Below are 21,208 nucleotides of genomic sequence, written 5' to 3'. Positions count from 1 at the left end.
TTGGTTGGTCGTGGCTACCTGAATAAATCTCTACCCCGAAATTTTGAGCGGATACTGCTTAATGATGTTGTGAAAGTGCGGTGCGATCGCATCATCACATAGACTTAAATATTATAGAAGGATTGTTTAGAGCTAATTTAGTGGTTTTCTATAATTATGTTTTGCTGTAGTTTGCAACTTCAACCTCATGAGCGATACTTGTAGGTTTAGGGATAGGTAAACCATCTTCTAGCATTCCTTCTAGATGAAATTCAATAGCTTCTGCAATCATCTGCTTGACTTCTTCTAAGGTTGCACCTGTAGTTACACAACCTGGTAAATCAGGGACATAAGCAGAGTAATTACTATCCGCCTTTTCAATCACCACTACGTAATGCATTGCCGTTCTCCTTATAACTGTGCTTGCCTCCAGATACTACTGAGAGTACCAGGGGCTAAGTCGTCAGACAATTTACCTGGAACTGTAACTAAACCTGGTTTACCCTGATGCTTGAACTGTCGATGACTACCTTTAGTTCTAGCAAGATACCAACCATCAGCTTCCACTCGTTTGATTACATCACGTACTTTCATGTTACTACTTATCTGTACAGGGAAAATTTCTGTTACAGATAGAGTCGCTAATTGAGAAGTCAAAAGTCAATAAGATTTCCTATTTTCGGACAATTTTCTCATTTGGGAAATATTTTTTAGGGTTTTTTAACCTACGTTCGTGTAGCTTTCCGTAGGAAAGGTGCTGTAGTTTGCAACTTCAACCTCATGAGCGATGCTTATAGGTTTAGGGATAGGTAAACCATCTTCTAGCATTCCTTCTAGATGAAATTCAATAGCTTCTGCAATCATCTGCTTGACTTCTTCTAAAGTTTCACCCACAGCCACACAACCTGGTAAATCAGGGACATAAGCGCCGTAGCTAGTTTCTCCCTTTTCAATCACAACTGTATAATGCATCAGTCTTCCTCTAATTGAGCTTGTCTCCAGATATTTTTAAGAGTACCAATTGGCACATCCACATTTGGCTTACCAGACACTGTTACAATACTCGGTTTATCTGGATGTTTGAACTGTCAATGACTACCTTTGGTTCTAGCAAGATACCAACCATCAGCTTCTAGTCGTTTAATGACTTCGTGTACTTTCATGGTAGTACTTATCTGTAGAGTCTAAATTTCTGTTACAGATAGAGTCGCTAATTGAGAAGTCACAAGTCAATCAGATTTCCTATTTTCGGGAAATTTCCTCATTTTGGGAATATTTTATAGGGTGCGTTAACGAAGTGTAACGCACCTTCCTACTGGAAATGCAGCCCAATCAAACCATTGGAGCAGTTGAGTTTTTAGCAATGCCTGTGATAGTTTAGAAATAAATTGGCTCGAAAACGCTTCAAGGTAAGTCGCCAGCGTTAAAACTTTGCTGTAAAAACAGCAAGGTTATTGTTTATGTTTAGCGACCTCGTAGCGCATGAAGACTTGAAAGTGCAAAATATGGTCAGCTAAACACAGTTTTGTAAAAAAAGATACTTTTGCAAACAGCTTGTTGATTTTTCAACTCTCTTCAGAATCTCCAGATTTCTAAAGTGAATAATCAAGCTTTTCCAGAGCTACATTCCCTCTCTCAACAGATAAAATTTATATATGAACGCTACACAAGAAAAACTAAAAGTTCAGCTTGAACAGGCAATAGTTGCGGCTTTTGGCCCTGATTTCGCGGGAGTAGATCCAATTTTGGTTTCTGCTAGTAATCCTAAATTTGGTGATTATCAGGCGAATGTGGCTTTATCCCTGAGTAAAAAGAAAGGATTGCAACCAAGAGCGATCGCAGGTGCGATCGTTGATAAATTAGATGTATCCGAAATCTGTGAACCGCCGGAAATCGCTGGTCCAGGATTTATCAATCTCAAACTGAAAACACCATATTTAGAAGCACAACTAAATGCGATTCAAGCCGATCCCAGACTGGGAGTTCCAGCCGCGAAAACGCCGAAGCGGGAAATTGTGGATTTTTCCAGTCCGAATATTGCCAAAGAAATGCACGTTGGACACTTGCGTTCGACGATTATTGGTGATTCCATCGCTCGGATTTTAGAATTTCTTGGACACGATGTGCTGCGGTTAAATCATGTAGGTGATTGGGGTACGCAGTTTGGCATGTTAATCGCCTATCTGCGGGAAGTTTACCCAGATGCGCTTACCACCGCTAATGCTTTAGATATTGGTGATTTAGTCTCTTTTTATCGTAAAGCCAAACTGCGGTTTGATGAAGATGCAGCTTTTCAAGAAACAGCACGGCAAGAAGTTGTCAGATTACAAGCAGGTGCAGAAGATACACTCCATGCCTGGAAACTGCTATGCGAACAGTCACGGCGAGAGTTTCAAATAATTTATGAGTTGCTTGATATCAAATTAATTGAACGCGGAGAATCTTTCTATAACCCTTTGCTATCTGGCGTTGTGGAAGATTTAGATAAATCTGGCTTACTGGTAGAAAATCAGGGTGCAAAATGCGTTTTTCTGGAAGGATTTACAAATAGAGAAGGTGAACCTTTACCTTTAATTGTGCAGAAATCAGATGGCGGTTATAACTACGCCACAACTGATTTAGCATCCCTCCGCTACCGGATTCAGCAGGATGAAGCAAAGCGAATAATTTATGTAACCGATGCTGGACAAGGAAACCATTTTGCCCAATTTTTCCAGGTAGCACGCAAAGCCGGCTGGATTCCCGATGATGTGGAATTAGTACATGTGCCCTTTGGGTTGGTGCTTGGGGAAGATGGTAGAAGATACAGAACTCGTTCTGGGGATAGTGTGCGGTTGCGGGATTTATTAGATGAAGCTGTTTCTCGTGCCCATGCTGACCTAAAAAGTAGATTACAAAAAGAAGAACGTCAAGAAACTGAAGAATTTATTAATGAAGTTGCTAGAGTAGTTGGAATCAGTGCAGTTAAATATGCAGACTTAAGCCAAAATCGCACCAGTAACTACATTTTCAGCTACGACAAAATGCTGGATCTCAAAGGTAATACTGCGCCCTATATGCTGTATGTTTATGCGCGGATTCATGGGATTAGCCGCAAGGGTAATATTAACTTTAAAGAGTTGGGAAATAATGCCGTTTTGTTGCAGCATGAAACAGAATTAGCGCTAGCAAAATATTTACTTCAACTGGATGAAGTTATTAGTAGTGTAGAGCAAGACTTGCTGCCTAATCGTTTATGTGAGTATTTGTTTGAACTAAGTCAGAAGTTTAACCAATTCTACGATCGCTGTCCCATACTACAAGCCGAGGAACCGCAGAGGACATCCCGCTTGGTTTTATGTGATTTGACTGCTAGAACTCTGAAGTTGGGATTGTCTTTGTTGGGAATTCAGGTATTGGAGAGAATGTAATATACAGCAGTTTTCTTTTGCATGAAGTACAAGGAGCTACGGGTTTTGAGGCAGGAGGCAGGAGGCAGGTGGCAGGAGGTAGCAACTCTATATATAATGCGTGAGTCCTGCATTTGTACCTCACTTACTTGCAAAGTCCTGTATTTTTTAACTTATAGGCGCTTCACCTTCCCGCAGGGGCTTTCAGAACGTTGTAAAATTCATTAGCAACGTAAAACGCTGATATGGTTAATTTGGTGGCTTCTGCGCCATCAATACCAAAATAGCAAGCCAATTGCCAATTCCCTACTGACAATTATTGTTACTCCTATACCTAAAATGCGATGCCTACGGTGGGCAAAGCCAACGCCAATATTCCAAATATTTAGTTGCATACCTAAATATCTAATGCTGCGACAAAAATTTCCTTTATATTATGCAAGGTTTTAGGAGAACTTTTCCCAGGATTGGGCAACTAATTGGCTTAACCAGCGACGTTGTTGCTGATCCAGCAGTGGATCGTCTGCTAGCAACTGAGCGGTTAATTCTTCCAAAGATTGACCCTGAGCGCGGACAATTTTAATGACTCCAGCGATCGCAGCTGCAACGAGTTCTTCATCAATCGGCTGTTGTCGCAAGGCAACAATTTCTTGGGGACTGTCTGGAATGGGATAATTCATGGCGTGGGTTTACAGAAATACAAAATGAACAATAAATTCAACAAATTTTTAAAATTGCTTTACTGAATCTTTACGAAACTAATTGCGCGGAGTTTACCTTACTTTGTGCCTTCATAAAATCTGTCTTAGTGAGTAGATTGATCGGAGATGTCAGCAAACGATGAGAGAAATCCTTTATTTAGAAGTTCCAACCCCAGATATAGAAACCGTGCGTAGCTGGCTACAAACAGATTTTGAACCTGGAAATGGAGAAAAAGTGCTTACTTCGGAAGGCTTTCGCCTCAAAATCCCCAGTGCTAGTACACCTGCTGGGGCGGCTCTTTCCGAAAACTTGCCTGTGGAACTTTCGGTATTTGTCTGGTCGGTGCAACGAACTACCTATCTGAAAGTGTTTCGTTGGGCAGAACAACCCTTTCCTAATGAGGGACAAATTCTGCAACGCCTAACCAAAGAAATCAGAAGCCGTTTTCCGCATCATTATCCAGAACCGCCAGCGATTGATTTATCCCAACAATCGATTTTTGCTGCGCTAGCCTCTGCTTACCCCCTCACAGTCAAGTATTTTCAGAAAATGCCCAACGGTGAATACGATCTAACACGTGCCTACTGGTGGGAACAACGATGGCGCGAAGGGGTACGGAATCCGCAGCAGCCGCGTCAAGTTGTGTTTTCCAATCAAGGGGAAAGGGGAGTTGGGGAGCAGGGAGGACAAGGGGGACAAGGGGGAATTATTGAACAAGTCTCTCCCTTGTCTCCCCCCTCTTTCTTGTCTCCCTTGTCTCTTATTCATGCCCCATGCCCTATGCCCCATGCCCAGTACGACATCATCTACATCGGCGGCGCACTAGGCGCAATTCATGCAGCACTGATGGCAAAACTGGGATATAAAGTCCTGCTGGTGGAACGAATGCCCTTTGGCCGGATGAACCGAGAATGGAATATTTCTCGTGATGAGATTCAAAGCTTGGTTAACCTGGGTTTAGTCACCCCCGCTGAGTTAGAAACCATCATTGCTAGGGAATACAAAGATGGATTCAATAAGTTTTTTGATGCGAATAATCCATCCAAACTGCGATCGCCCGTTCTGCACACACCCACAGTCCTAAATTTAGGCTTAGATTCCGAAAAATGGCTCCAAATGTGTGGGCAAAAGCTGCAAGCCGCAGGCGGCGAAATCTGGGATGAAACAGAATTTATGCGTGCAGATATTGATATATCACAAGTTCTGTTGAAAGTAAAGCACTTACCTAGTCAGGTTGAAAAACAAGTAAGTGGACGACTGCTAATAGATGCAATGGGAACTGCGTCACCCATTGCTTGGCAGTTAAATGGTGGTCGTGCCTTTGATAGCGTCTGCCCGACAGTAGGAGCGGCAATTGAGAGCGGATTTGAGCCGGGAGTATGGGATTCTCAATATGGGGACGTTCTTTATAGTCATGGGGATATTTCGCGGGGAAGGCAGTTGATTTGGGAACTGTTTCCCGCAGCAGATGATGAATTGACGATTTATTTATTTCATTACCATGAAGTCAATGCTGAAAATCCTGGTTCCTTGCTAGAGATGTACGAGGACTTTTTCACGATTTTGCCAGAGTATCGCAGGTGCGATATGGACAAATTGGTATGGAAAAAGCCGACATTTGGGTATATACCAGGACATTTTAGTGTCGGAAGTAGCGATCGCACAGTTGCCTTCGATCGATTGATTGCGATCGGCGATGCCGCATCACTCCAATCTCCCCTCGTCTTCACCGGTTTTGGTTCGCTAGTTCGCAACTTAGAGCGCTTAACAACGCTTTTGGATACTGCTCTCAAACATGACTTATTGAGTTTCCGCCACTTGAATCAAATTCGGGCTTACCAAAGCAACGTTTCCGTCACTTGGCTATTTTCCAAAGGCATGATGGTACCCACTGGGAAATTCTTACCACCCCAGCGCATTAACTCCATGCTCAACACCTTCTTTGGACTGTTAGCAGACGAACCCCAAGAAGTAGCAGATAACTTCATCAAAGATAGGTGTGATTGGTTAACCTTTAACCGCCTAGCACTCAAAGCCGCTAGAAAAAATCCTGCCTTACTTTTATGGATTTGGGAACTGGCTGGGCCTAGAGATTTAATGAGATGGCTTGGTAGTTATTTCAACTTCGGTCGTCATGCCCTTGTTAGCGCTTTGCTAAGTCCGTGGTTCGGGCGCTTCTTAAACCGGGTAGGTTTTTGGCTAGAACCCCGAAATCCGGGCTTGTGGCTGTGGCTATTGGCGATTAATTATGCGATCGCCACAGGCAAACCGCGATCGCGCGCTCAAGTAGCCAAAGCCAACCCAGAAGCCATAATTCCGAAGTCAGAAGCAAGGATTCTTAATTAGTCATTGGGCATTGGGCATGAAGAAGAGACAAGAGAGACAAGGAAGAGGGGGGAGACAAGGGAGAGACTTGTTCAATAATTCCCCTTGTCCCCCTGCTCCCCTGCTCCCTCATCCCCACTCCCCACTCCTAACTCTTGGGGCGAAAATTCGGTAATTCCACAGATGCCAATGACTTACGCCCCTTGGGTGGACGCTGGGGATAAACCACAGGTGAAGGTGAATTGGCATCATCAGTGCTATCACCTAATGACTCTGGGGAAAAATCATTTTCTGATAATTCCAACTGTGACAATTGGGAAACTTCTGACCAGTAATCTTCAGTGTTTCCAACAGGCGGCTCAGTGTGCAAGGAAGTAGAGGAAACTAATAAGTCATTGGCTGGTGAAAGTACAGAATCTGTCGTCCCAGAAGTCGAGGTAGTTGCAGGGGGATTGATTTCTGCCTCTAAATCTTTCTCCTGTGGATTTTCTGTTTCCTCATCGTCTTCCAATATTGTTGCTAAAGTCTCCCAGATAGGGGCATTATTACCATCCACATCTGTTTTCGCAGCAGGCGGTGGTGATGCAGATTCAGACTGGGAGGTGAAAAACATTTGGATTAGACTATCTAATTGCTGATCTAAATTGGGTGATCCTGAAGTTGAAACAGCTTCAGGTGTATCTGGGGAATCGTCAATTTTTGCAGAGGGGGTAGGAGCTTCTGCTGGTTTTGGGGTATTTTGCTTAACTGACCAGTTCCAAGAAGATGATGGCGGTGGAGTCGATTCATTTTTTTGGAATGGGATTGGTGCTGACGGTTCGCCCCAAGAATCATCTTCATTTTCAGTCAAGGATTCTGATTCTGCTGACCAAGGTTGAATTGGCCGGGCGTTAGGAAACAAAGACCGAGCTTTTCTAGAAAATCTTCCTTGTCCGCTAGTTATGTCTTTGGGGTGTTGTGCAGTATCTTCTAAGGAGTCATAGCTAGGAACCGATGTATCTAAACATTTTTCTAGAGCTGCTTTAAATTGCAGCGTCTGGCGTTGTTGTCGCATCAGTCTAGTACGTAACTCCCGACAAACAGTTTCAGACTGCAATAACTGCTCAGACTGTTCGCTGTTATTAGTGTGTAACAACGTACATTCTCGCTCTAGCTGGGCAAGGCGTTGCTGGCTAATTTGTAGCTGTGCATTATAACTATCAGTGAAAATTTCCTGGCGTTGAACAGTTTGTACAGCAGTTTCTAATTGTTGAAATAAAGATTTTATCTGTTCTTGAGCCGCAGCCAGTTCCTGAGTATGTTGGTTGAGCATCGACTCAGTAACGCTAGAGCGCGTTTTCTGCCACTGCAAAACCTTTTCAGACTCAGCTAGATTGTCTTTTAGCTGCTCTACTTGTTCATACAAGTTATTGTTAGCTGCACGCAATTCTTCGTTCAATGCCAGCAGATTCTGAAATTCTGAATCAATAAGTGCTTGCTTGCCGCTTTCTGGCTCTGCAACCCAGTCCTGCTGGGTGGTATCTTTTGAAAATTGTGTATCTTCAGCCGGCATGAGGAGTGGCAGTTGTTTAACTACCATATTGTCATTAGGCACAACTGAGTAAAAGGGACAACTCGCCTGCTCGGATTGTGGCGAATTAGCAGAATTTAGGGATTCCATCACAGCCCCCTTATTTGAGGTGTCAGCTTCATTCATCACTATTGACCCACCTGCCTAAAAATATCAGCAGTGCTGGCATTAGCATTGCTTATCAACTTTGTCTAACCAGGGTTTGCTCTAGAAGCTAAGTTTAACTCTCTCCAAGCACCAGCAATTAGTTATCAATTGGTGTTCCCTATTTTGGATCTAGACTGATGCCGTTATAACACTACGATGCTCTGCCCCGTCAAGAAGAGGCGGGGGGAACAGGGCAGGCAGCAGGGAGATTAAAACAGTAGTGCCTCTGTCCCACGGAAGTTTTTTTACATGAAAAACTGTTTCACCATACACTTTATTTTCTATAATCGCATCTATCTTAAGATTTAAATTTAAAATGTCTTCTTCAATACATTTTTATACTGACTCATTTATTACTTAGGATAGATGTCAGTACAAGTATCTATTATTTAGATGATAATTCTGTTATTTTGAGCGATCGCTATTTAAGTGACTTCCAGTCAAAAAACACCCCATTATCGGATAGCACAGATGTGCTACCCGATAAATGTACAAATAATTTGGGATCATTTATTTTTTGTCAGTCCTAATGTCGGCAAACAACTAAGAGCTTCTGCCATAGCTACAATGTTAGGAAACCCTGACTAATACGAATAAATACTTACAAACTAAAGTTAAAGAAGTAACAACATCTATAAGTGAATTAATAAAACTTTTTTAAAGAGTAATCTCAGCTTAGTACGGGCTTTTTTATCAGTAAATACACTACTAGTAAGCAATTTCAGGTTTAATTAGTTATAAACTTTTCTATTAACTTGTCTTCAATATATCAAGTTTGTTTAATGACTACGAAAAAATTGTTTAAAGTATACTTAGCTACTTAAATTTTTTGTTTACAATGTATCTTATTTGAAATAGTAGCACTACAAAATAAGTGTTAATACGGATACCCTTTTTAATTGATTTATTAAAGAATAATTGGAATAACCGAGTTTTCTCTTAGAAACGAAGTAATTATAAAGACTATATTACTGGCGCTTGATATGATGACAGCGCCAAACAAAGCATTGTGGCAATTAGGCTTTTTCAAAGAAATCAAATATTAAGTAAAGCAACAAAAATAACACAGATAGATTATGCAGCACGTAACCGAAACGCCACTACAAAAACAAGTCCAAAACATTGCTCTTGAGTCCGAAGTATTTAGCATTCCGATGGAGGACTACCAAAAGTTTTACTGTCAACAATTCCTAGAGGCGACAAAACTTGACTACACGATGGCAGGGCATCCATCGAGTGCTTTTTGGGTTATCAATTCTATCAAAGTTAATGAGAGTGAAAAAGACACGCACTTTCTATTTGTTTCAGAGGGCGAAGTTACTCTCAACAGCAGTAACGGAGAGTTCTTATTGCGAAAAAACTGCTTTGCCGCAGTTCCAGGGAATTTTTCTTTAGATGGTAAAGCCCAAGTGTTAGTTGCAACGCGACTCAACTACACTGGACTTTTCACAATTGGGGGGCCTATTGAACCATTAGGGCGATTGAATTATATTGATGGCTGCTCTTCAACGGTTCTGATTAATCCTTTAAGACGTGGAGAACCATGCTTGAATTTCCTCTACGTTCCTCCTGGTGTATCGCAAACTCCCCATACCCATCCCTCATTGCGGATTGGGCTTGTCGCAGAGGGTAGTGGAACTTGTCAAGTGGAGGAAGGAACGTTCAAAATGGAGATGGGAACGGTCTTCTGTCTTCCAGAAAACAAGTTACATAGCTTCAGTGCAATTGATAATTCCTTAAGAATCATTATCTATCATCCAGATTCTGATGTAGGTCCAACTGATGATTCTCATACGATGCTGAATAATACTTTTGTTGGAGAAAAGTCAGCCAAAGTTCTGGATGCGATTAGAACAAAATAGGATTTACGCAAAACGGGGTAGGGGCAATGGACTCGCTCACCGCTTTGCGTCTACATAAAAGACTTCCAACAAATAAATTGCCCACCCCACAAGAAGTAGTTGAGTATTTTTTTATTTGTCAGTTCCTAAATTGCCCCTAGCATAAAATCTTTCTTTTCGGCTATTGTTTGCGTAAGTGCTACAAAATAACCACGCTCATCAGGATTGCCTTTTCATTCGAGTATTGTAAAGGCAATCTTGTGTTATTGATAGCGGTTTTCACCGAAGAAGCAGAGGGGAAGGGAGCTCTTAGCCGGGGGAGCAAGCCCAACACTCTGCGCGGAATGAAGGGGGAGCATGGGTACGAAGCCCCGCCCTGGAAGGGCGATTTGACGCAAGCCGCGAGTCCAAGCTCCGTCTCAGTCTCTCAAGAATAGCCCCCTGCCCCCTGCTCCCCTGCCTCTTTTGACATCAGTAGAACACAACTTTTCTGATGAAGCCAACTAGACTAAATGAGCATCTCTGATTTGTGCAACTGTAAACCACTATATACCTGCTTTAGGAGTGCTGATGATTCTGCTGACAAGCGATACTGAAACAAAGCCGACACAGGCCATGCGACAGGCGATCGCCACTGCTGAAGTTGGAGATGAACAAAAAGGAGAAGATCCGACTGTTAACCAATTACTAGAAAGGGTTGCAGATTTACTAGGCAAAGAAGCCGCTCTTTTCTTTGCCTGTGGAACCATTTGCAACTTTGTGTCAATCAAGACCCATACTCGCCCTGCTGATGTGGTGCTAGTAGAACAGATGGCACACATTATTCGAGCTGAATCGGGGGGTGCAGCGATGACTTCTGGTGTACTCATGGAACCGATCGCTAGCGATCGAGGAATTTTTACAGTCGATGCTCTGGCTCAATCACTTGAAAGAGTCGCAACTGCTCCTTACCTTTACTCTGCAATTCCCCGCTTATTGTGTGTTGAGCAAACGCACAATTTTGGAGGGGGTTCGGTTTGGCGGCTCAATGAACTACGTGAGGTTTGCGAGTTCTCCCGTCAAAAAGGTTTAGCTACCCACATGGACGGGGCACGACTTTTAAATGCAGTTGTTGCATCTCAAACTACAGCCAAAGATTTTGCTGCCTGTGTTGATTCTGTGTGGATTGACTTTACTAAAGGACTGGGCGCACCAATTGGTGCTGTTCTTGCGGGTACACGGGAATTCATCTCGGAAGCACGTCGATATAAACACATTTTTGGTGGCGCAATGCGTCAAGCTGGCATTGTCGCAGCAGGTTGTCTCTATGCACTTGACCATCATGTTGAACGTCTACAAGAAGACCACGACAACGCAGCTTATCTGGCTCAACGACTGAGTGAAATCGAAGGAATTACAGTTCGAGATCCAAAACCTGAGACAAACATTGTTTTCTTTGATGTTTCAAGACTAGGACTCGACAACGCCATGTTTCTCACTCTGTTACAACAGGGTGGTGTGAAAATGGGAGCCGTTGGTCATTCTATTCGGGCAGTCACTCATTTGGATGTTTCGCGGGCTGATCTCAATTTTGCGGTTGATGCTATTTCCAAAGTTGCGAAATCCTCGTCGTCACTAAAATAATGAAAAATTCTTAACCACTCTGTTTTATCCCCCTTGCTCCCTGCTCCCTTGCCTCTATTTCAAGGTAGCCATCGGGGACGAAATCCAGCTAAGGGGAGTTGTTCTGGTCTAATTTCAACAGTCGCAGCATCAGCGATGGGCAACAGAGGCATTAACCACAGGCTACTGGTAGCAATAACATCTCCATCATCAGTTTTTAAAGTGTTTGTGGGTAATGACGCTGGGGGGTTTGTCTGCGGGACTACTTGGTCAAATAACAAGCCTAAACCGTCAGAAGATAAACTCATTTGCACATTCCGTTGAGCGGGAGGCAGTACTAGCAGGGGTTTCTGTTGCCCGGTTTTCAGATCAATTGCCACCACATAAGGCTGTTCTATGTATTGTTCCTTAGATACTAGCTGTGTCAGCAGGCAGTAGAGGGTGGGTGAGGCGATGTCAAATTGGCAACTGAGAATTGAGCCTGTAGTTTTTAATAGTTGTTTCTGTACACCTTGGTTTGTCACTAAAAACAAATCTCGCGTGTAATCTGTATTAAACTTTACCATCGCTGCTTGAGAGCCATCTTTAGAGAAAGCCTGTACCAAACCAAACTGCGGCAGAAAATCTAAAGGTTTACTGGCATCACCTTGCAGTGGTAAGATTGCTGCTCCCTGTCCTTGGGCAACTGCTACGGCTTTACTATCTGGCGTAACCATAAAGTCTCCCCCTGGTTGGCTTTTCAGACGTTTAGGGGTGGGTTTTTCTGCTGAACCGTCGCTGGTTGCTGGCATGAACCACAGTCCAAAGTCGCCGGGATTTGTTTTGTTTCCGCGCTGGATGACAATAGTTTGCCCATCAGGTGATAAATCAAATTTCAGGTTTTGATAATCTTTACTATCTAAAACTAGGTCAACTTTGCCTCCTGGTTGTGCTTCTTGTCCAGATTTACTAGAAACACCTGTTGTCACTGTGTACAGTTGAGCAGAAAGTAAGTCTTCATTTTTGGTGGCGCGAGCCGAAAATAAAATTTTCTCTCCATCTGGAAATGACTCGAAGTCCATTGCTATCAAGTCTTTGGGGGTAAGTACCCTTTTTTGCTCTTGGGTTAAGTTGTATAGAACTAATCGCCCCTGTTCTTCTTGATTGGTTCCTATGTAAAGAATGACGCGATCGCGTGTGCGGAAGCTACTTGTAAAAGGCTGGATCAACCGATTTTTGCCCTCTTGCTGTGCAAACTTATCTTTGGCTCCCTGTAACTGCAATTTATAATTCGTGCCATAAGGTGCTGGTGTTAACAGCGTATAAACCATTCGCCGCCCTGCCCAACTGAATTTACCTACTAGGGGTGGCTCGATTTTTAAGTTATCCTCTACACTTTTTGTTTCCATTGGGCGGCTGAAGGTGAGGGTGAAGGAGTTATCTTCCGCCCCAATCTGTTGATTTTGCCAGGTAAAGTCCCGCACACGAGCAGTTACCACATCACCTTGCAATATGATTAACCCAATCAGCAAACTTAGCAGTAGCATCAGTGCGATCGCTATCCGATCCAGTGGTTGGATAAATGCTTTAGATTTTGTCATTTGTCATTTGTCATCAATAAATAACTAACGCTCTTTTATGACTCTCGTGGGATAAAAATCATCCACCCTTATTTTTAAGGACTTTGATGAACTTAGGCGTAGGTTGGGTTGAGGAACGAAACCCAACACCAACAATCTCTGATTTTGTTGGGGTTTCACTAAAGTTCAAACGCCACTTGCTTCAAGCCGGGAAACCCGGACAACGCAGTGGCTCCCCAACCTACGAATATTTTATTTTTTCGGAGTAATAAAAGAGCGCTAATAACTATAAGGATTCTGGGGTTGAGGAATCTTTTTGAGAAAAGTAGCGGCAATGGTAAGTTGGCGTTTACCTGCCAAATTTTCTGTCATCATTTGTCCTTCTACTTCCAGCCAAGTGTCAGGGGAATAAGGTTCTTGATTGGTTGGGATTTTGACAGGTAATCCCACAGGGTAAGCATCTGCTGCACAGCAGGTTAAGACAAATCGGGCTAAGAATAAATATTCTTTTCCTATATCTGGCGGGTGGATGACAAATCCCTGAACTTTGACTTTTTGACCTGTATATGTATCGGGTTCTGGATAGACATTGACAGTGCGTACCCAGTCTACAAGCGATCGCTCCTCTGGACGAACAGTAGCCCGAAAAGCTTGAGGTTTGACGCGTGTAGCTCCTAATAAATCAGCCGTTACACCCCTTTGGAGGGCTTTGTCACTAGCAAAAACTTGCGGTGTAATAATAAAACCTAGAATCGCTGTAATCAACAATAAAAAACTACCCCAACCAGGGGGAAATAAACTAATATGCTGGTTTGACGTAACATCACGGCGACGGCGCTGCCAAAGTTCCTGCATCTTGAAGAAACCAATAACAATCAAGCTGATACCAGTCACAACCACGAACCAAATGTAATTGGGGTGAATCAACAGATTCAGCTTGTTAGTTAGCCAATATCTCAACATCAAAATGCCCCAAGATGTAATTGCTAGGGCATCCAGCCAAGAAAGTAACAGATTTGGGATTTTAGATTTAGTCATTGGTCACTTGTCATTGGTCATTTGTCATTGGTCATTTGTGATTGGTCATTGGTCATTGGTCATTAGCAAAGGACAAAGAACGAATGACGAAGGACGAATGACAAAGATTTTTTTAAAAAACGTGCAAGTTGAGGAAAAGAGTTAACACAAATGTTAATTGTGCTGCTAAGGCAAATAAGTAAAAGACAGTTTTTGGTTTAAAAATAGATAACATCAAACCAACGCTTTTGATGTCAATCATTGGGCCAAATACCAGAAATGCCAACAATGAGCCACTACTAAAGGTGGAGGCAAAAGATAGGGCAAAGAAAGAATCGACTGTAGAACAAATTGACACCACTACTGCTAATATCAGCATGACCACAATCGAGCTAATAGGCCCAGCACCCAAACTGAGAATTAATTCACGGGGAGCTAATACTTGAATCGCAGCAGCGATCGCACTTCCTAAAATCATCACTCCGCCCAATTCCCTGAATTCTTGGACGCTATTATCTACCACTAGGCGCAGTTTATCTGCAAGGGGTTTATTGGTATTAGAAATTGGGGTAGTCGCCTGTACAAAATTAGCATCTATCCGCAGAGGTACACCTGCTTTTCCTCCTAAGATATAAGTCCCGGATTGCAAGATATTTGGTATCGCTTCTTGCTGTTCTACTTGGTAACGTTTACCACGGCGTTTGGTTTCAGGCTGCGCGGGTGGATTAAACTTCATATACCGAGCGATCGCAGGTTGGATTATCGGATTTAAGTCCTTTTGAAAACTGAAAGCAAAACCAATAATTGTGGCAATTGCTAGAGAAAATACGACTCGTAAGACCACTATTTCTGGCTGATCTCGAAATGCTGTCCAAGTTGACCAAATTACAATTGGGTTAATTGTTGGCGCTGCTAGCAAAAAACCAATGGCAACTGGTGTGGGTACTCCCTGAATCAGGAACCGCCGCGCTACCGGTACATTCCCGCACTCACACACCGGAAATAAAAAGCCGATCATGCTACCAACTAAAGCACCTAGTAGCGGATTTTTGGGCATTTTTTCTACTAATTTGCGCTCATCAACAAAAAATAGCAGCAAACTGGAGAATAAAACCCCAAGAAGCAAAAAAGGCATCGCCTCGACTAGCAGACTTAGAAATATCGTAAAACCATTGTTCAGTTGATTCATGTGCGTCGCAGTCAAAAGCGGTTTTTAGTTTTAGGGTTCTGCCTAGTCATTCTATCGAAATGGGGATCAAAAGCAGTTCGGGAAAATTAAACATCATTTAAGTAGCAAGTTATCTTACGTTTCAAATAGCGCTTAAACGCTACAAACCTTTGCTTCAGCCAAGATAGTAATTTTTACCTGAGTGCATTTACTGACGATGACCAGTTCTAAGATTGTCTAAGTTCAGAAATTGTTCCGATTATAGAGGGCAAGTAGCTGCATAGATGATTTGAAGTTACCTATGTTTATACTTACAGTAATTTGCTGGATAAGATATTAGCTCGGCTGTATTTTCATCAAGTATTCATAGTTATTCAACAATTGGCGATACCGAATAGCCCGTCGTAGACATCGCTCTTAGTTGCTACAATGACTGATTTTGGGTAGTTCTGGCAAAATCTAATCTGAGCTTTGCTTGATTTTTTACTATAAAAACTCTAAAAAGGCAAGACAAAAGTTTAGCGAACACGGTAAATGCTTGCAATACCTTGTGCTAATCGCTCTTTTGTATAAAAGTCGTTATTAGGCTAGCAGTCTGTCAACCGAAGTTTGAAGGATAAAGGAACGAACCGCAAAGACGCGAAGTACGCGAAGGAAGAAGAGAAATTGAAGAATTTATTTACGTTTTTGTGGAGTTCCCCAAATTTTGATTTGTTGATCGAATCCGCCACTGGCAAGAATTTTACCATTGGGACTAAAAGCGATCGCACTTACCCAGTCTGTATGTCCATTCAGTGTATTTATTAACTCACCTGTGGTTAAATTCCACAGTTTAATCCCATCTTTGCCGGCACTAGCAAGGGTTTGTCCATCGGGATTAATGGCGATCGCATTTACCCAGTTATTATGTCCTGTGAGGGTGCGGACTAATTCTCCAGTATTAATATTCCACAGTTTGACTGTGCGATCGCGGCTAGCACTCACTAATGTTTCTCCATCTGGTGTAAACATGACAGCGCTAACAACATTAGAATGAGCGACAAATTCACTGATTAATTTACCAGTACTCAAGCTCCATACCTTGATTACACCCTTACTATCACCACTAACCAAAGTCTGTCCATCAGGGCTAATGGCTAGAGTATAAATCAAATTATCGAAGCGTACTAGAGTCCCTAAAGGGCGCTGCTGTAGTAAATCCCATATCCGAATCCCATCCAAAGCTCCACTAATGAGAACTTTACTATCAGGAGACACCGCTAAAGATAATACATTACTGGTATGTCCGACAAAAGAGCGGCTAAATTTAAAATTTTTCAGGTTCCAGAGATTAATCGTGTTGTCATCACTACAACTAGCGAGGGTTTGTCCATCTGGTGAAATCACTAAAGACTCTACGGCTGCTTTGTGTGCTTTATTAATATCCGCCAACTTTTTGCCATTTGCTAGATTCCACAGGCGAATAATCCCCTCATTTTCTGCACCTCCACTCGCAAGAATTCTGTTATCTGGACTGAAAGCGAGAGATTTAACAGTTCCCTTATGTCCTGTGAGTGTGTAAAGCAGTTGGGCATTAGCAAAGCTGTTAGTAGTTTGGGAGTTTGGTGTTAACTCAATTGCAGCATGAGCTTGATGAATGTAAAACCCTTCCCAGATAGTCACTGGAAGGGCGACGGCTGCCATAAATGACAAGATAATATACGGACGCAGAAAATTATCCCCACCTCTTCCCTCACTACTCACACTTTTTCCTCACTTTTTATATACAAACAAACCACTTAGAACTATGAATTATCAACTCATAACGGGCTAAACCCTAGCTATCCGCTAACAGCACTCTTAAAGAGGTGGTTTTTTCTTAGAAACGCTTAACATTGGTAAAGGCGCACTAGAAGAACGAGAGGGCAAATAATGTTGCACCACAGGTTCCTCTGGTAGAGGACGGCGCTGCTGGAAACGCCACAACTTAAAGGCTAGCGCTATGCCTGTTGTTCCCAAACCAAAAGCGAACAACGACCAGCTATCATTCAATCCGCCAATCAGGGCATCTATAGCGCCCATCGTCACCAATACACTGATTAGTGGCTCTTTTCGGTAGGTTGACTTCAAAAAACGAGGTAATACAGCATTCATCACAGCTTGGTTGGTTCCAGTTCAGCTTTTGTGTATATTTACCAAGAATACCTCACCCTTAATTTGCCTTTCTCATCTAAGGCAGACACTAATTATGATTTTCTTTAGTAGGGGAGGAAGTATACTTATTAATTGCCTTGCATATACTAGTTGCAAGTCTATGATATTTCCATCACAAATAGGTATTTTGATTCCTCTCTTGCTTACATTCTAGTGCAAAGCCCTTCGCTATCAATTGCCAAAGTCAAAACCAACTGGTTGTTCCAGCTGGTTGAAACTCTTTTAACTACTAGCTTACAACTTGCACCTTGTGCTGGTTGGTGGCACTACTTCAGACCCAGCCATGATAGCACCCCTTGATTAGTGACATATTCAATCACCAGCATCAAAGCGAAGCCAATCATTGCGGCTCGACCATTCAAGCGTTCAGCATATTCGTTAAAGCCAAACTTCGGCTCTTGTAGTTTAGGTGTAATTGTTGGTTGTGTTTGTGTCATTTTTAAGAAACCTTTTTTTGCAAACGGGAGTTGATATGAGACTTCACAGGCAATACGGTTCTGTTAACGTTATTAATCTTTTGAAGATCCCCCCAACCCCCCCTTAAAAAGCTACCGTGTATACACAAGTCAGCAGACCTCTCCCCAAACCCCTCTCCGACGCGGAGAGGGGCTTTGAATCTTACTCCCCTTCCCTCGCAGGGAAGGGGCTGGGGGTTAGGTCTGGGAGCGCTTTGAGCAAAATAAGTCACTTGTGTGTACACGGTAGCCTTAAAAAGGGGGGCTTTTAACCCTCTTTTACCCCCTTTTTAAGGGGGTCGCCGCAGGCGGGGGGATCTTAACCGAACTGTATTGACTTCACAGTAATTGTCAGGTATAAGCGGTAAAGGTTAAAGGAATTGACTAATTTTTTGGGAGCATCCCGTTTTGGCAGATCGCCCTCAGACTAGAAGTCTGGGGCTATACAAACTAAACCCGCCTGCGCGGGTTTCAGAGAGTCCGCGTAGGCGGACTTCGTTTGTGTAGCCGCGTAAAGCCTTTGGCATAGCTTCGCTTAGCGCGTCAGCGTGCCGGAGGCTCTATTCCAATCGCCCAGTGTTTCTTGCCATTTGTGGATGCTCCCAATTTTTTCCCCTTCACCTTTACCCTAAACTTGGTAACTTATGAGCTAATTGCAGTGCTTGAATGCCAAGATGACTCGATCAATTCAGCAAAAGCTTCTTAGTAGGGAGCTATACAATCGCTCTTTTAATAAATTGTTACTATTCTTTATATATTGTATAAATACTGGGGTAATAGTCAAGGGCTTAAGTTTGGGGCTACTCAAATTAAATTCAGAAACTTAGAACCGAGATTAGCTATCTGTAATACAGCTATCTGCAATAGATCAGTAGCAAGCTTGAGATTCGCAGGCTAGAGTTAAACAAAAAAATTATCAGAGGCGATATATGGAAATCGGCGTTCCAAAGGAAAATAAGGATCAAGAATTTCGTGTAGGGTTAAGTCCTTCTAGTGTGCGGGTGCTGCGAGAAAATGGTCATAGCATCTTTGTAGAGACACAAGCAGGTAATGGTGCTGGATTCTCAGATGATGACTACAGAAGTGCTGGAGCCGAGATTGTCCCCACATCAGAAACGGCTTGGAATCGGGAATTGGTTGTGAAAGTCAAAGAGCCGTTGAAATCTGAGTATAAATTTTTGCAGAAAGGGCAAATATTATTTACTTATTTACATTTAGCCGCCGATCGCAAATTGACAGAGCATTTAATTGATTGTGGCACAACTGCGATCGCTTACGAAACTGTAGAACAACCTGGTGCAAACAAACTTCCTTTGCTCACCCCCATGAGCGTGATTGCCGGTCGGTTAGCAGTACAATTTGGGGCCAGATTTCTAGAACGTCAGCAAGGTGGTAAAGGATTACTTTTAGGCGGTGTCCCAGGAGTCAAAGCAGGTAAAGTAGTAATTTTAGGTGGCGGCGTTGTCGGCACAGAAGCAGCTAAAATTGCTGTGGGTATGGGTGCGATCGTGCAGATTTTAGATGTGAGTGTCGATCGCTTATCTTACCTAGAAACCTTGTTTGGCTCTAGGGTGGAATTGCTTTACAGCAACTCTGCTCATATTGAAGCCGCAGTCATTGAAGCCGATTTACTCATCGGTGCAGTTTTAGTGTTAGGACGTAGGGCCCCAACATTAGTATCGCGCGAATTAGTTAAACAAATGCGTCCTGGTTCGGTAATAGTTGATGTAGCTGTTGACCAAGGTGGTTGTATAGAAACTTTACGCGCCACATCTCACACAAATCCGGTATATGTTGAAGAGGGTGTGGTACATTATGGCGTTCCCAATATGCCAGGAGCAGTACCTTGGACAGCAACTCAGGCACTCAATAACAGTACATTACCTTATATCGTCCAGTTGGCGAACTTGGGAATTATGGCGCTAGAAGTTAACCCAGCTTTAGCGAAGGGTGTGAATGTGCAGAATCATCGCTTAGTGCATCCGGCTGTGCAAGAGGTATTCCCTGATTTGGTAAATTAAGGTGTGCAAGTATTAGGCGATCGCTTATTTTGATAGAGGTAGCGATCGGTAATTAGACTAATTTTCTTACCTTATGCGCGGATGGGTAGGTGTACAAAATGAGAAGGGGCAAAAAATGGCTGCTGCTCCATCTATACAATGCTTTCAGGGCAATAGTATTTTCAACCCATCCGCGCACCTTACGGGGACTGGCTTTCAGCGATTTGTATCTTGTGCTATTACTATTTGCTGTGTTATGATTCACTCATTCGCGCAACTGCACCTTGAAAACCAAATACAGCAGGGCTTTTAGACACCGGCGATTGCAATTCATCAAAATCCCTATTAGGGATTGAAACCAAGCCTACGCAAGGTAAGAGTACCTGTGCCAGATTGCAATTCATCAAAATCCCTATTAGGGATTGAAACGTAGAGTATACCCAGACGATGACGTGTATGTAAAATTGCAATTCATCAAAATCCCTATTAGGGATTGAAACGAATCTTGCGATTCCCCATCCAGCCGGAAAAAATTGCAATTCATCAAAATCCCTATTAGGGATTGAAACGGAAACAAAAAATTGGAAGTGGTGATTGATGATTGCAATTCATCAAAATCCCTATTAGGGATTGAAACAGGACTAAATCACCCATTCACCCCAATGAAATTGAGATTGCAATTCATCAAAATCCCTATTAGGGATTGAAACAAGATACGCAAACTTAGTTCTCTTTAGGAACGAATTGCAATTCATCAAAATCCCTATTAGGGATTGAAACGTCTCTGAAATACATTTAGAATATCCAGAGCAGATTGCAATTCATCAAAATCCCTATTAGGGATTGAAACTTGTTCCTGGGGGTATTAGAGTTTTTGGGCTACATTGCAATTCATCAAAATCCCTATTAGGGATTGAAACAAAAGCTTAACCATACTTATGATGAGAGTCAGATGGATTGCAATTCATCAAAATCCCTATTAGGGATTGAAACATCTGCTGGATGGGATGGTCAAAGTGGTGTTTGGATTGCAATTCATCAAAATCCCTATTAGGGATTGAAACAAGTTGACCCTAATTTATTCTGGCAGTTAATGATTGCAATTCATCAAAATCCCTATTAGGGATTGAAACCAATCAGATGTTATTGGCGTGGGTGCTAAGGTTACTATTGCAATTCATCAAAATCCCTATTAGGGATTGAAACCATTAGTGTTTATGTTGTATGTATTTAATATAGAATTGCAATTCATCAAAATCCC

The 21,208-nt window shown here is 42.6% G+C and carries 18 protein-coding genes, 2 pseudogenes and 1 CRISPR repeat array (1 of these 21 only partly in view); of the genes and pseudogenes, 7 read left to right on the top strand and 13 right to left on the bottom strand.

Going from position 1 to position 21,208, the window contains the following annotated elements:
* Window positions 1-154 precede the first annotated feature (154 nt).
* The 4 genes and pseudogenes from HWQ36_RS15775 to HWQ36_RS15760 form a co-directional block, all read right to left on the bottom strand.
* A complete protein-coding gene (locus HWQ36_RS15775) occupies window positions 155-379 on the bottom strand; it encodes a type II toxin-antitoxin system HicB family antitoxin (protein ID WP_292704487.1) in 225 nt (74 codons plus the stop codon).
* Between the two features lie 11 nt (window positions 380-390).
* On the bottom strand, window positions 391-636 hold the full coding sequence (locus HWQ36_RS15770; RefSeq protein WP_366829105.1) for a type II toxin-antitoxin system HicA family toxin: 246 nt from the start codon (window positions 634-636) through the stop codon (window positions 391-393).
* 63 nt (window positions 637-699) lie between these two features.
* Complete coding sequence (locus HWQ36_RS15765; protein WP_292704484.1) at window positions 700-951, bottom strand: type II toxin-antitoxin system HicB family antitoxin; 252 nt, start codon at window positions 949-951, stop codon at window positions 700-702.
* Window positions 951-1,067, bottom strand: a pseudogene (locus HWQ36_RS15760) (type II toxin-antitoxin system HicA family toxin); the annotation flags it as partial. The pseudogene HWQ36_RS15760 and the gene HWQ36_RS15765, both read right to left, overlap by 1 nt.
* Before the next feature lie 291 nt (window positions 1,068-1,358).
* Between HWQ36_RS15760 and HWQ36_RS15755 the strand changes: the two are divergent.
* Window positions 1,359-1,490 (top strand): annotated as a pseudogene (locus tag HWQ36_RS15755) (RNA-guided endonuclease TnpB family protein); the annotation flags it as partial.
* A 144-nt stretch (window positions 1,491-1,634) separates the two neighbouring features.
* Entirely contained in the window at window positions 1,635-3,389 is a 1,755-nt protein-coding gene (gene argS, locus HWQ36_RS15750) for an arginine--tRNA ligase (RefSeq protein ID WP_292704481.1), read from the top strand.
* Between the two features lie 251 nt (window positions 3,390-3,640).
* Here argS and HWQ36_RS15745 read toward each other — a convergent pair whose 3' ends face one another.
* A complete protein-coding gene (locus tag HWQ36_RS15745) occupies window positions 3,641-3,763 on the bottom strand; it encodes a hypothetical protein (protein ID WP_292704478.1) in 123 nt (40 codons plus the stop codon).
* 51 nt (window positions 3,764-3,814) lie between these two features.
* A complete protein-coding gene (locus HWQ36_RS15740; protein WP_292704476.1) occupies window positions 3,815-4,048 on the bottom strand; it encodes a hypothetical protein in 234 nt (77 codons plus the stop codon).
* Window positions 4,049-4,208: 160 nt separating this feature from the next.
* Here HWQ36_RS15740 and HWQ36_RS15735 point away from each other — a divergent pair, with 160 nt between their 5' ends.
* Window positions 4,209-6,416: a flavin-dependent dehydrogenase gene (locus HWQ36_RS15735; RefSeq protein WP_292704474.1), complete on the top strand. Its 2,208-nt coding sequence runs from the start codon at window positions 4,209-4,211 to the stop codon at window positions 6,414-6,416.
* A 127-nt stretch (window positions 6,417-6,543) separates the two neighbouring features.
* Here the strand turns inward: HWQ36_RS15735 and HWQ36_RS15730 are convergent, their stop codons facing one another.
* On the bottom strand, window positions 6,544-8,091 hold the full coding sequence (locus HWQ36_RS15730; RefSeq protein ID WP_292704472.1) for a hypothetical protein: 1,548 nt from the start codon (window positions 8,089-8,091) through the stop codon (window positions 6,544-6,546).
* A 1,097-nt stretch (window positions 8,092-9,188) separates the two neighbouring features.
* Here HWQ36_RS15730 and HWQ36_RS15725 point away from each other — a divergent pair.
* Entirely contained in the window at window positions 9,189-9,974 is a 786-nt protein-coding gene (locus HWQ36_RS15725) for a cupin domain-containing protein (RefSeq protein ID WP_292704470.1), read from the top strand.
* Between the two features lie 549 nt (window positions 9,975-10,523).
* Window positions 10,524-11,576, top strand: coding sequence for a threonine aldolase family protein (locus tag HWQ36_RS15720; RefSeq protein ID WP_292704468.1), 1,053 nt, complete (start codon window positions 10,524-10,526; stop codon window positions 11,574-11,576).
* Window positions 11,577-11,635: 59 nt separating this feature from the next.
* Here HWQ36_RS15720 and HWQ36_RS15715 read toward each other — a convergent pair whose 3' ends face one another.
* Window positions 11,636-13,135, bottom strand: coding sequence for an Ig-like domain-containing protein (locus tag HWQ36_RS15715; RefSeq protein WP_292704466.1), 1,500 nt, complete (start codon window positions 13,133-13,135; stop codon window positions 11,636-11,638).
* A gap of 86 nt (window positions 13,136-13,221) precedes the next feature.
* Between HWQ36_RS15715 and HWQ36_RS15710 the strand changes: the two genes are divergently transcribed.
* Entirely contained in the window at window positions 13,222-13,383 is a 162-nt protein-coding gene (locus tag HWQ36_RS15710; RefSeq protein WP_292698506.1) for a hypothetical protein, read from the top strand.
* A 10-nt stretch (window positions 13,384-13,393) separates the two neighbouring features.
* Here HWQ36_RS15710 and HWQ36_RS15705 read toward each other — a convergent pair whose 3' ends face one another.
* The 5 genes from HWQ36_RS15705 to HWQ36_RS15685 all read right to left on the bottom strand — a co-directional run bounded on the left by HWQ36_RS15705 (window position 13,394) and on the right by HWQ36_RS15685 (window position 17,929).
* Complete coding sequence (locus tag HWQ36_RS15705) at window positions 13,394-14,152, bottom strand: TIGR03943 family protein (protein ID WP_292704458.1); 759 nt, start codon at window positions 14,150-14,152, stop codon at window positions 13,394-13,396.
* A gap of 112 nt (window positions 14,153-14,264) precedes the next feature.
* Window positions 14,265-15,320 (bottom strand): permease, encoded by a 1,056-nt coding sequence (locus HWQ36_RS15700; RefSeq protein WP_292704457.1) that lies wholly within the window; start codon window positions 15,318-15,320, stop codon window positions 14,265-14,267.
* A gap of 654 nt (window positions 15,321-15,974) precedes the next feature.
* Entirely contained in the window at window positions 15,975-17,042 is a 1,068-nt protein-coding gene (locus HWQ36_RS15695) for a WD40 repeat domain-containing protein (protein ID WP_292704456.1), read from the bottom strand.
* Window positions 17,043-17,138: 96 nt separating this feature from the next.
* Window positions 17,139-17,432 (bottom strand): hypothetical protein, encoded by a 294-nt coding sequence (locus tag HWQ36_RS15690; protein ID WP_012410339.1) that lies wholly within the window; start codon window positions 17,430-17,432, stop codon window positions 17,139-17,141.
* A gap of 326 nt (window positions 17,433-17,758) precedes the next feature.
* Window positions 17,759-17,929 (bottom strand): chlorophyll a/b-binding protein, encoded by a 171-nt coding sequence (locus HWQ36_RS15685; protein WP_292704455.1) that lies wholly within the window; start codon window positions 17,927-17,929, stop codon window positions 17,759-17,761.
* A gap of 947 nt (window positions 17,930-18,876) precedes the next feature.
* Here HWQ36_RS15685 and ald point away from each other — a divergent pair.
* Window positions 18,877-19,968 carry an alanine dehydrogenase gene (ald, locus tag HWQ36_RS15680; RefSeq protein ID WP_292704454.1) on the top strand — a complete coding sequence of 364 codons (1,092 nt, stop codon included), beginning with the start codon at window positions 18,877-18,879 and terminating at the stop codon, window positions 19,966-19,968.
* 301 nt (window positions 19,969-20,269) lie between these two features.
* Window positions 20,270-21,208: direct repeats of the CRISPR family, unit length 37 nt; unit sequence ATTGCAATTCATCAAAATCCCTATTAGGGATTGAAAC; it runs 659 nt beyond the window's last position.

Source organism: Nostoc sp. NMS2 (genome assembly GCF_017115105.1).
In the GTDB taxonomy this organism is placed as follows: Bacteria; Cyanobacteriota; Cyanobacteriia; order Cyanobacteriales; family Nostocaceae; genus Nostoc.
The sequence above is the reverse complement of the archived record's forward strand: the minus strand, read 5'-3'. Positions and strand labels throughout refer to the sequence as shown.

Bases quoted from the DNA above. Each gene is read 5' to 3' on its own strand.
- HWQ36_RS15700 (WP_292704457.1), bottom strand. From the start codon at position 15,320: ATGAATCAACTGAACAATGGTTTTACGATATTTCTAAGTCTGCTAGTC.
- HWQ36_RS15710 (WP_292698506.1), top strand. From the start codon at position 13,222: ATGAACTTAGGCGTAGGTTGGGTTGAGGAACGAAACCCAACACCAACA.
- argS (WP_292704481.1), top strand. From the start codon at position 1,635: ATGAACGCTACACAAGAAAAACTAAAAGTTCAGCTTGAACAGGCAATA.
- HWQ36_RS15715 (WP_292704466.1), bottom strand. From the start codon at position 13,135: ATGACAAAATCTAAAGCATTTATCCAACCACTGGATCGGATAGCGATC.
- HWQ36_RS15720 (WP_292704468.1), top strand. From the start codon at position 10,524: ATGATTCTGCTGACAAGCGATACTGAAACAAAGCCGACACAGGCCATG.
- ald (WP_292704454.1), top strand. From the start codon at position 18,877: ATGGAAATCGGCGTTCCAAAGGAAAATAAGGATCAAGAATTTCGTGTA.
- HWQ36_RS15775 (WP_292704487.1), bottom strand. From the start codon at position 379: ATGCATTACGTAGTGGTGATTGAAAAGGCGGATAGTAATTACTCTGCT.
- HWQ36_RS15685 (WP_292704455.1), bottom strand. From the start codon at position 17,929: ATGACACAAACACAACCAACAATTACACCTAAACTACAAGAGCCGAAG.
- HWQ36_RS15740 (WP_292704476.1), bottom strand. From the start codon at position 4,048: ATGAATTATCCCATTCCAGACAGTCCCCAAGAAATTGTTGCCTTGCGA.
- HWQ36_RS15735 (WP_292704474.1), top strand. From the start codon at position 4,209: ATGAGAGAAATCCTTTATTTAGAAGTTCCAACCCCAGATATAGAAACC.
- HWQ36_RS15730 (WP_292704472.1), bottom strand. From the start codon at position 8,091: ATGAATGAAGCTGACACCTCAAATAAGGGGGCTGTGATGGAATCCCTA.
- HWQ36_RS15705 (WP_292704458.1), bottom strand. From the start codon at position 14,152: ATGACTAAATCTAAAATCCCAAATCTGTTACTTTCTTGGCTGGATGCC.
- HWQ36_RS15690 (WP_012410339.1), bottom strand. From the start codon at position 17,432: ATGAATGCTGTATTACCTCGTTTTTTGAAGTCAACCTACCGAAAAGAG.
- HWQ36_RS15765 (WP_292704484.1), bottom strand. From the start codon at position 951: ATGCATTATACAGTTGTGATTGAAAAGGGAGAAACTAGCTACGGCGCT.
- HWQ36_RS15725 (WP_292704470.1), top strand. From the start codon at position 9,189: ATGCAGCACGTAACCGAAACGCCACTACAAAAACAAGTCCAAAACATT.
- HWQ36_RS15745 (WP_292704478.1), bottom strand. From the start codon at position 3,763: ATGCAACTAAATATTTGGAATATTGGCGTTGGCTTTGCCCACCGTAGG.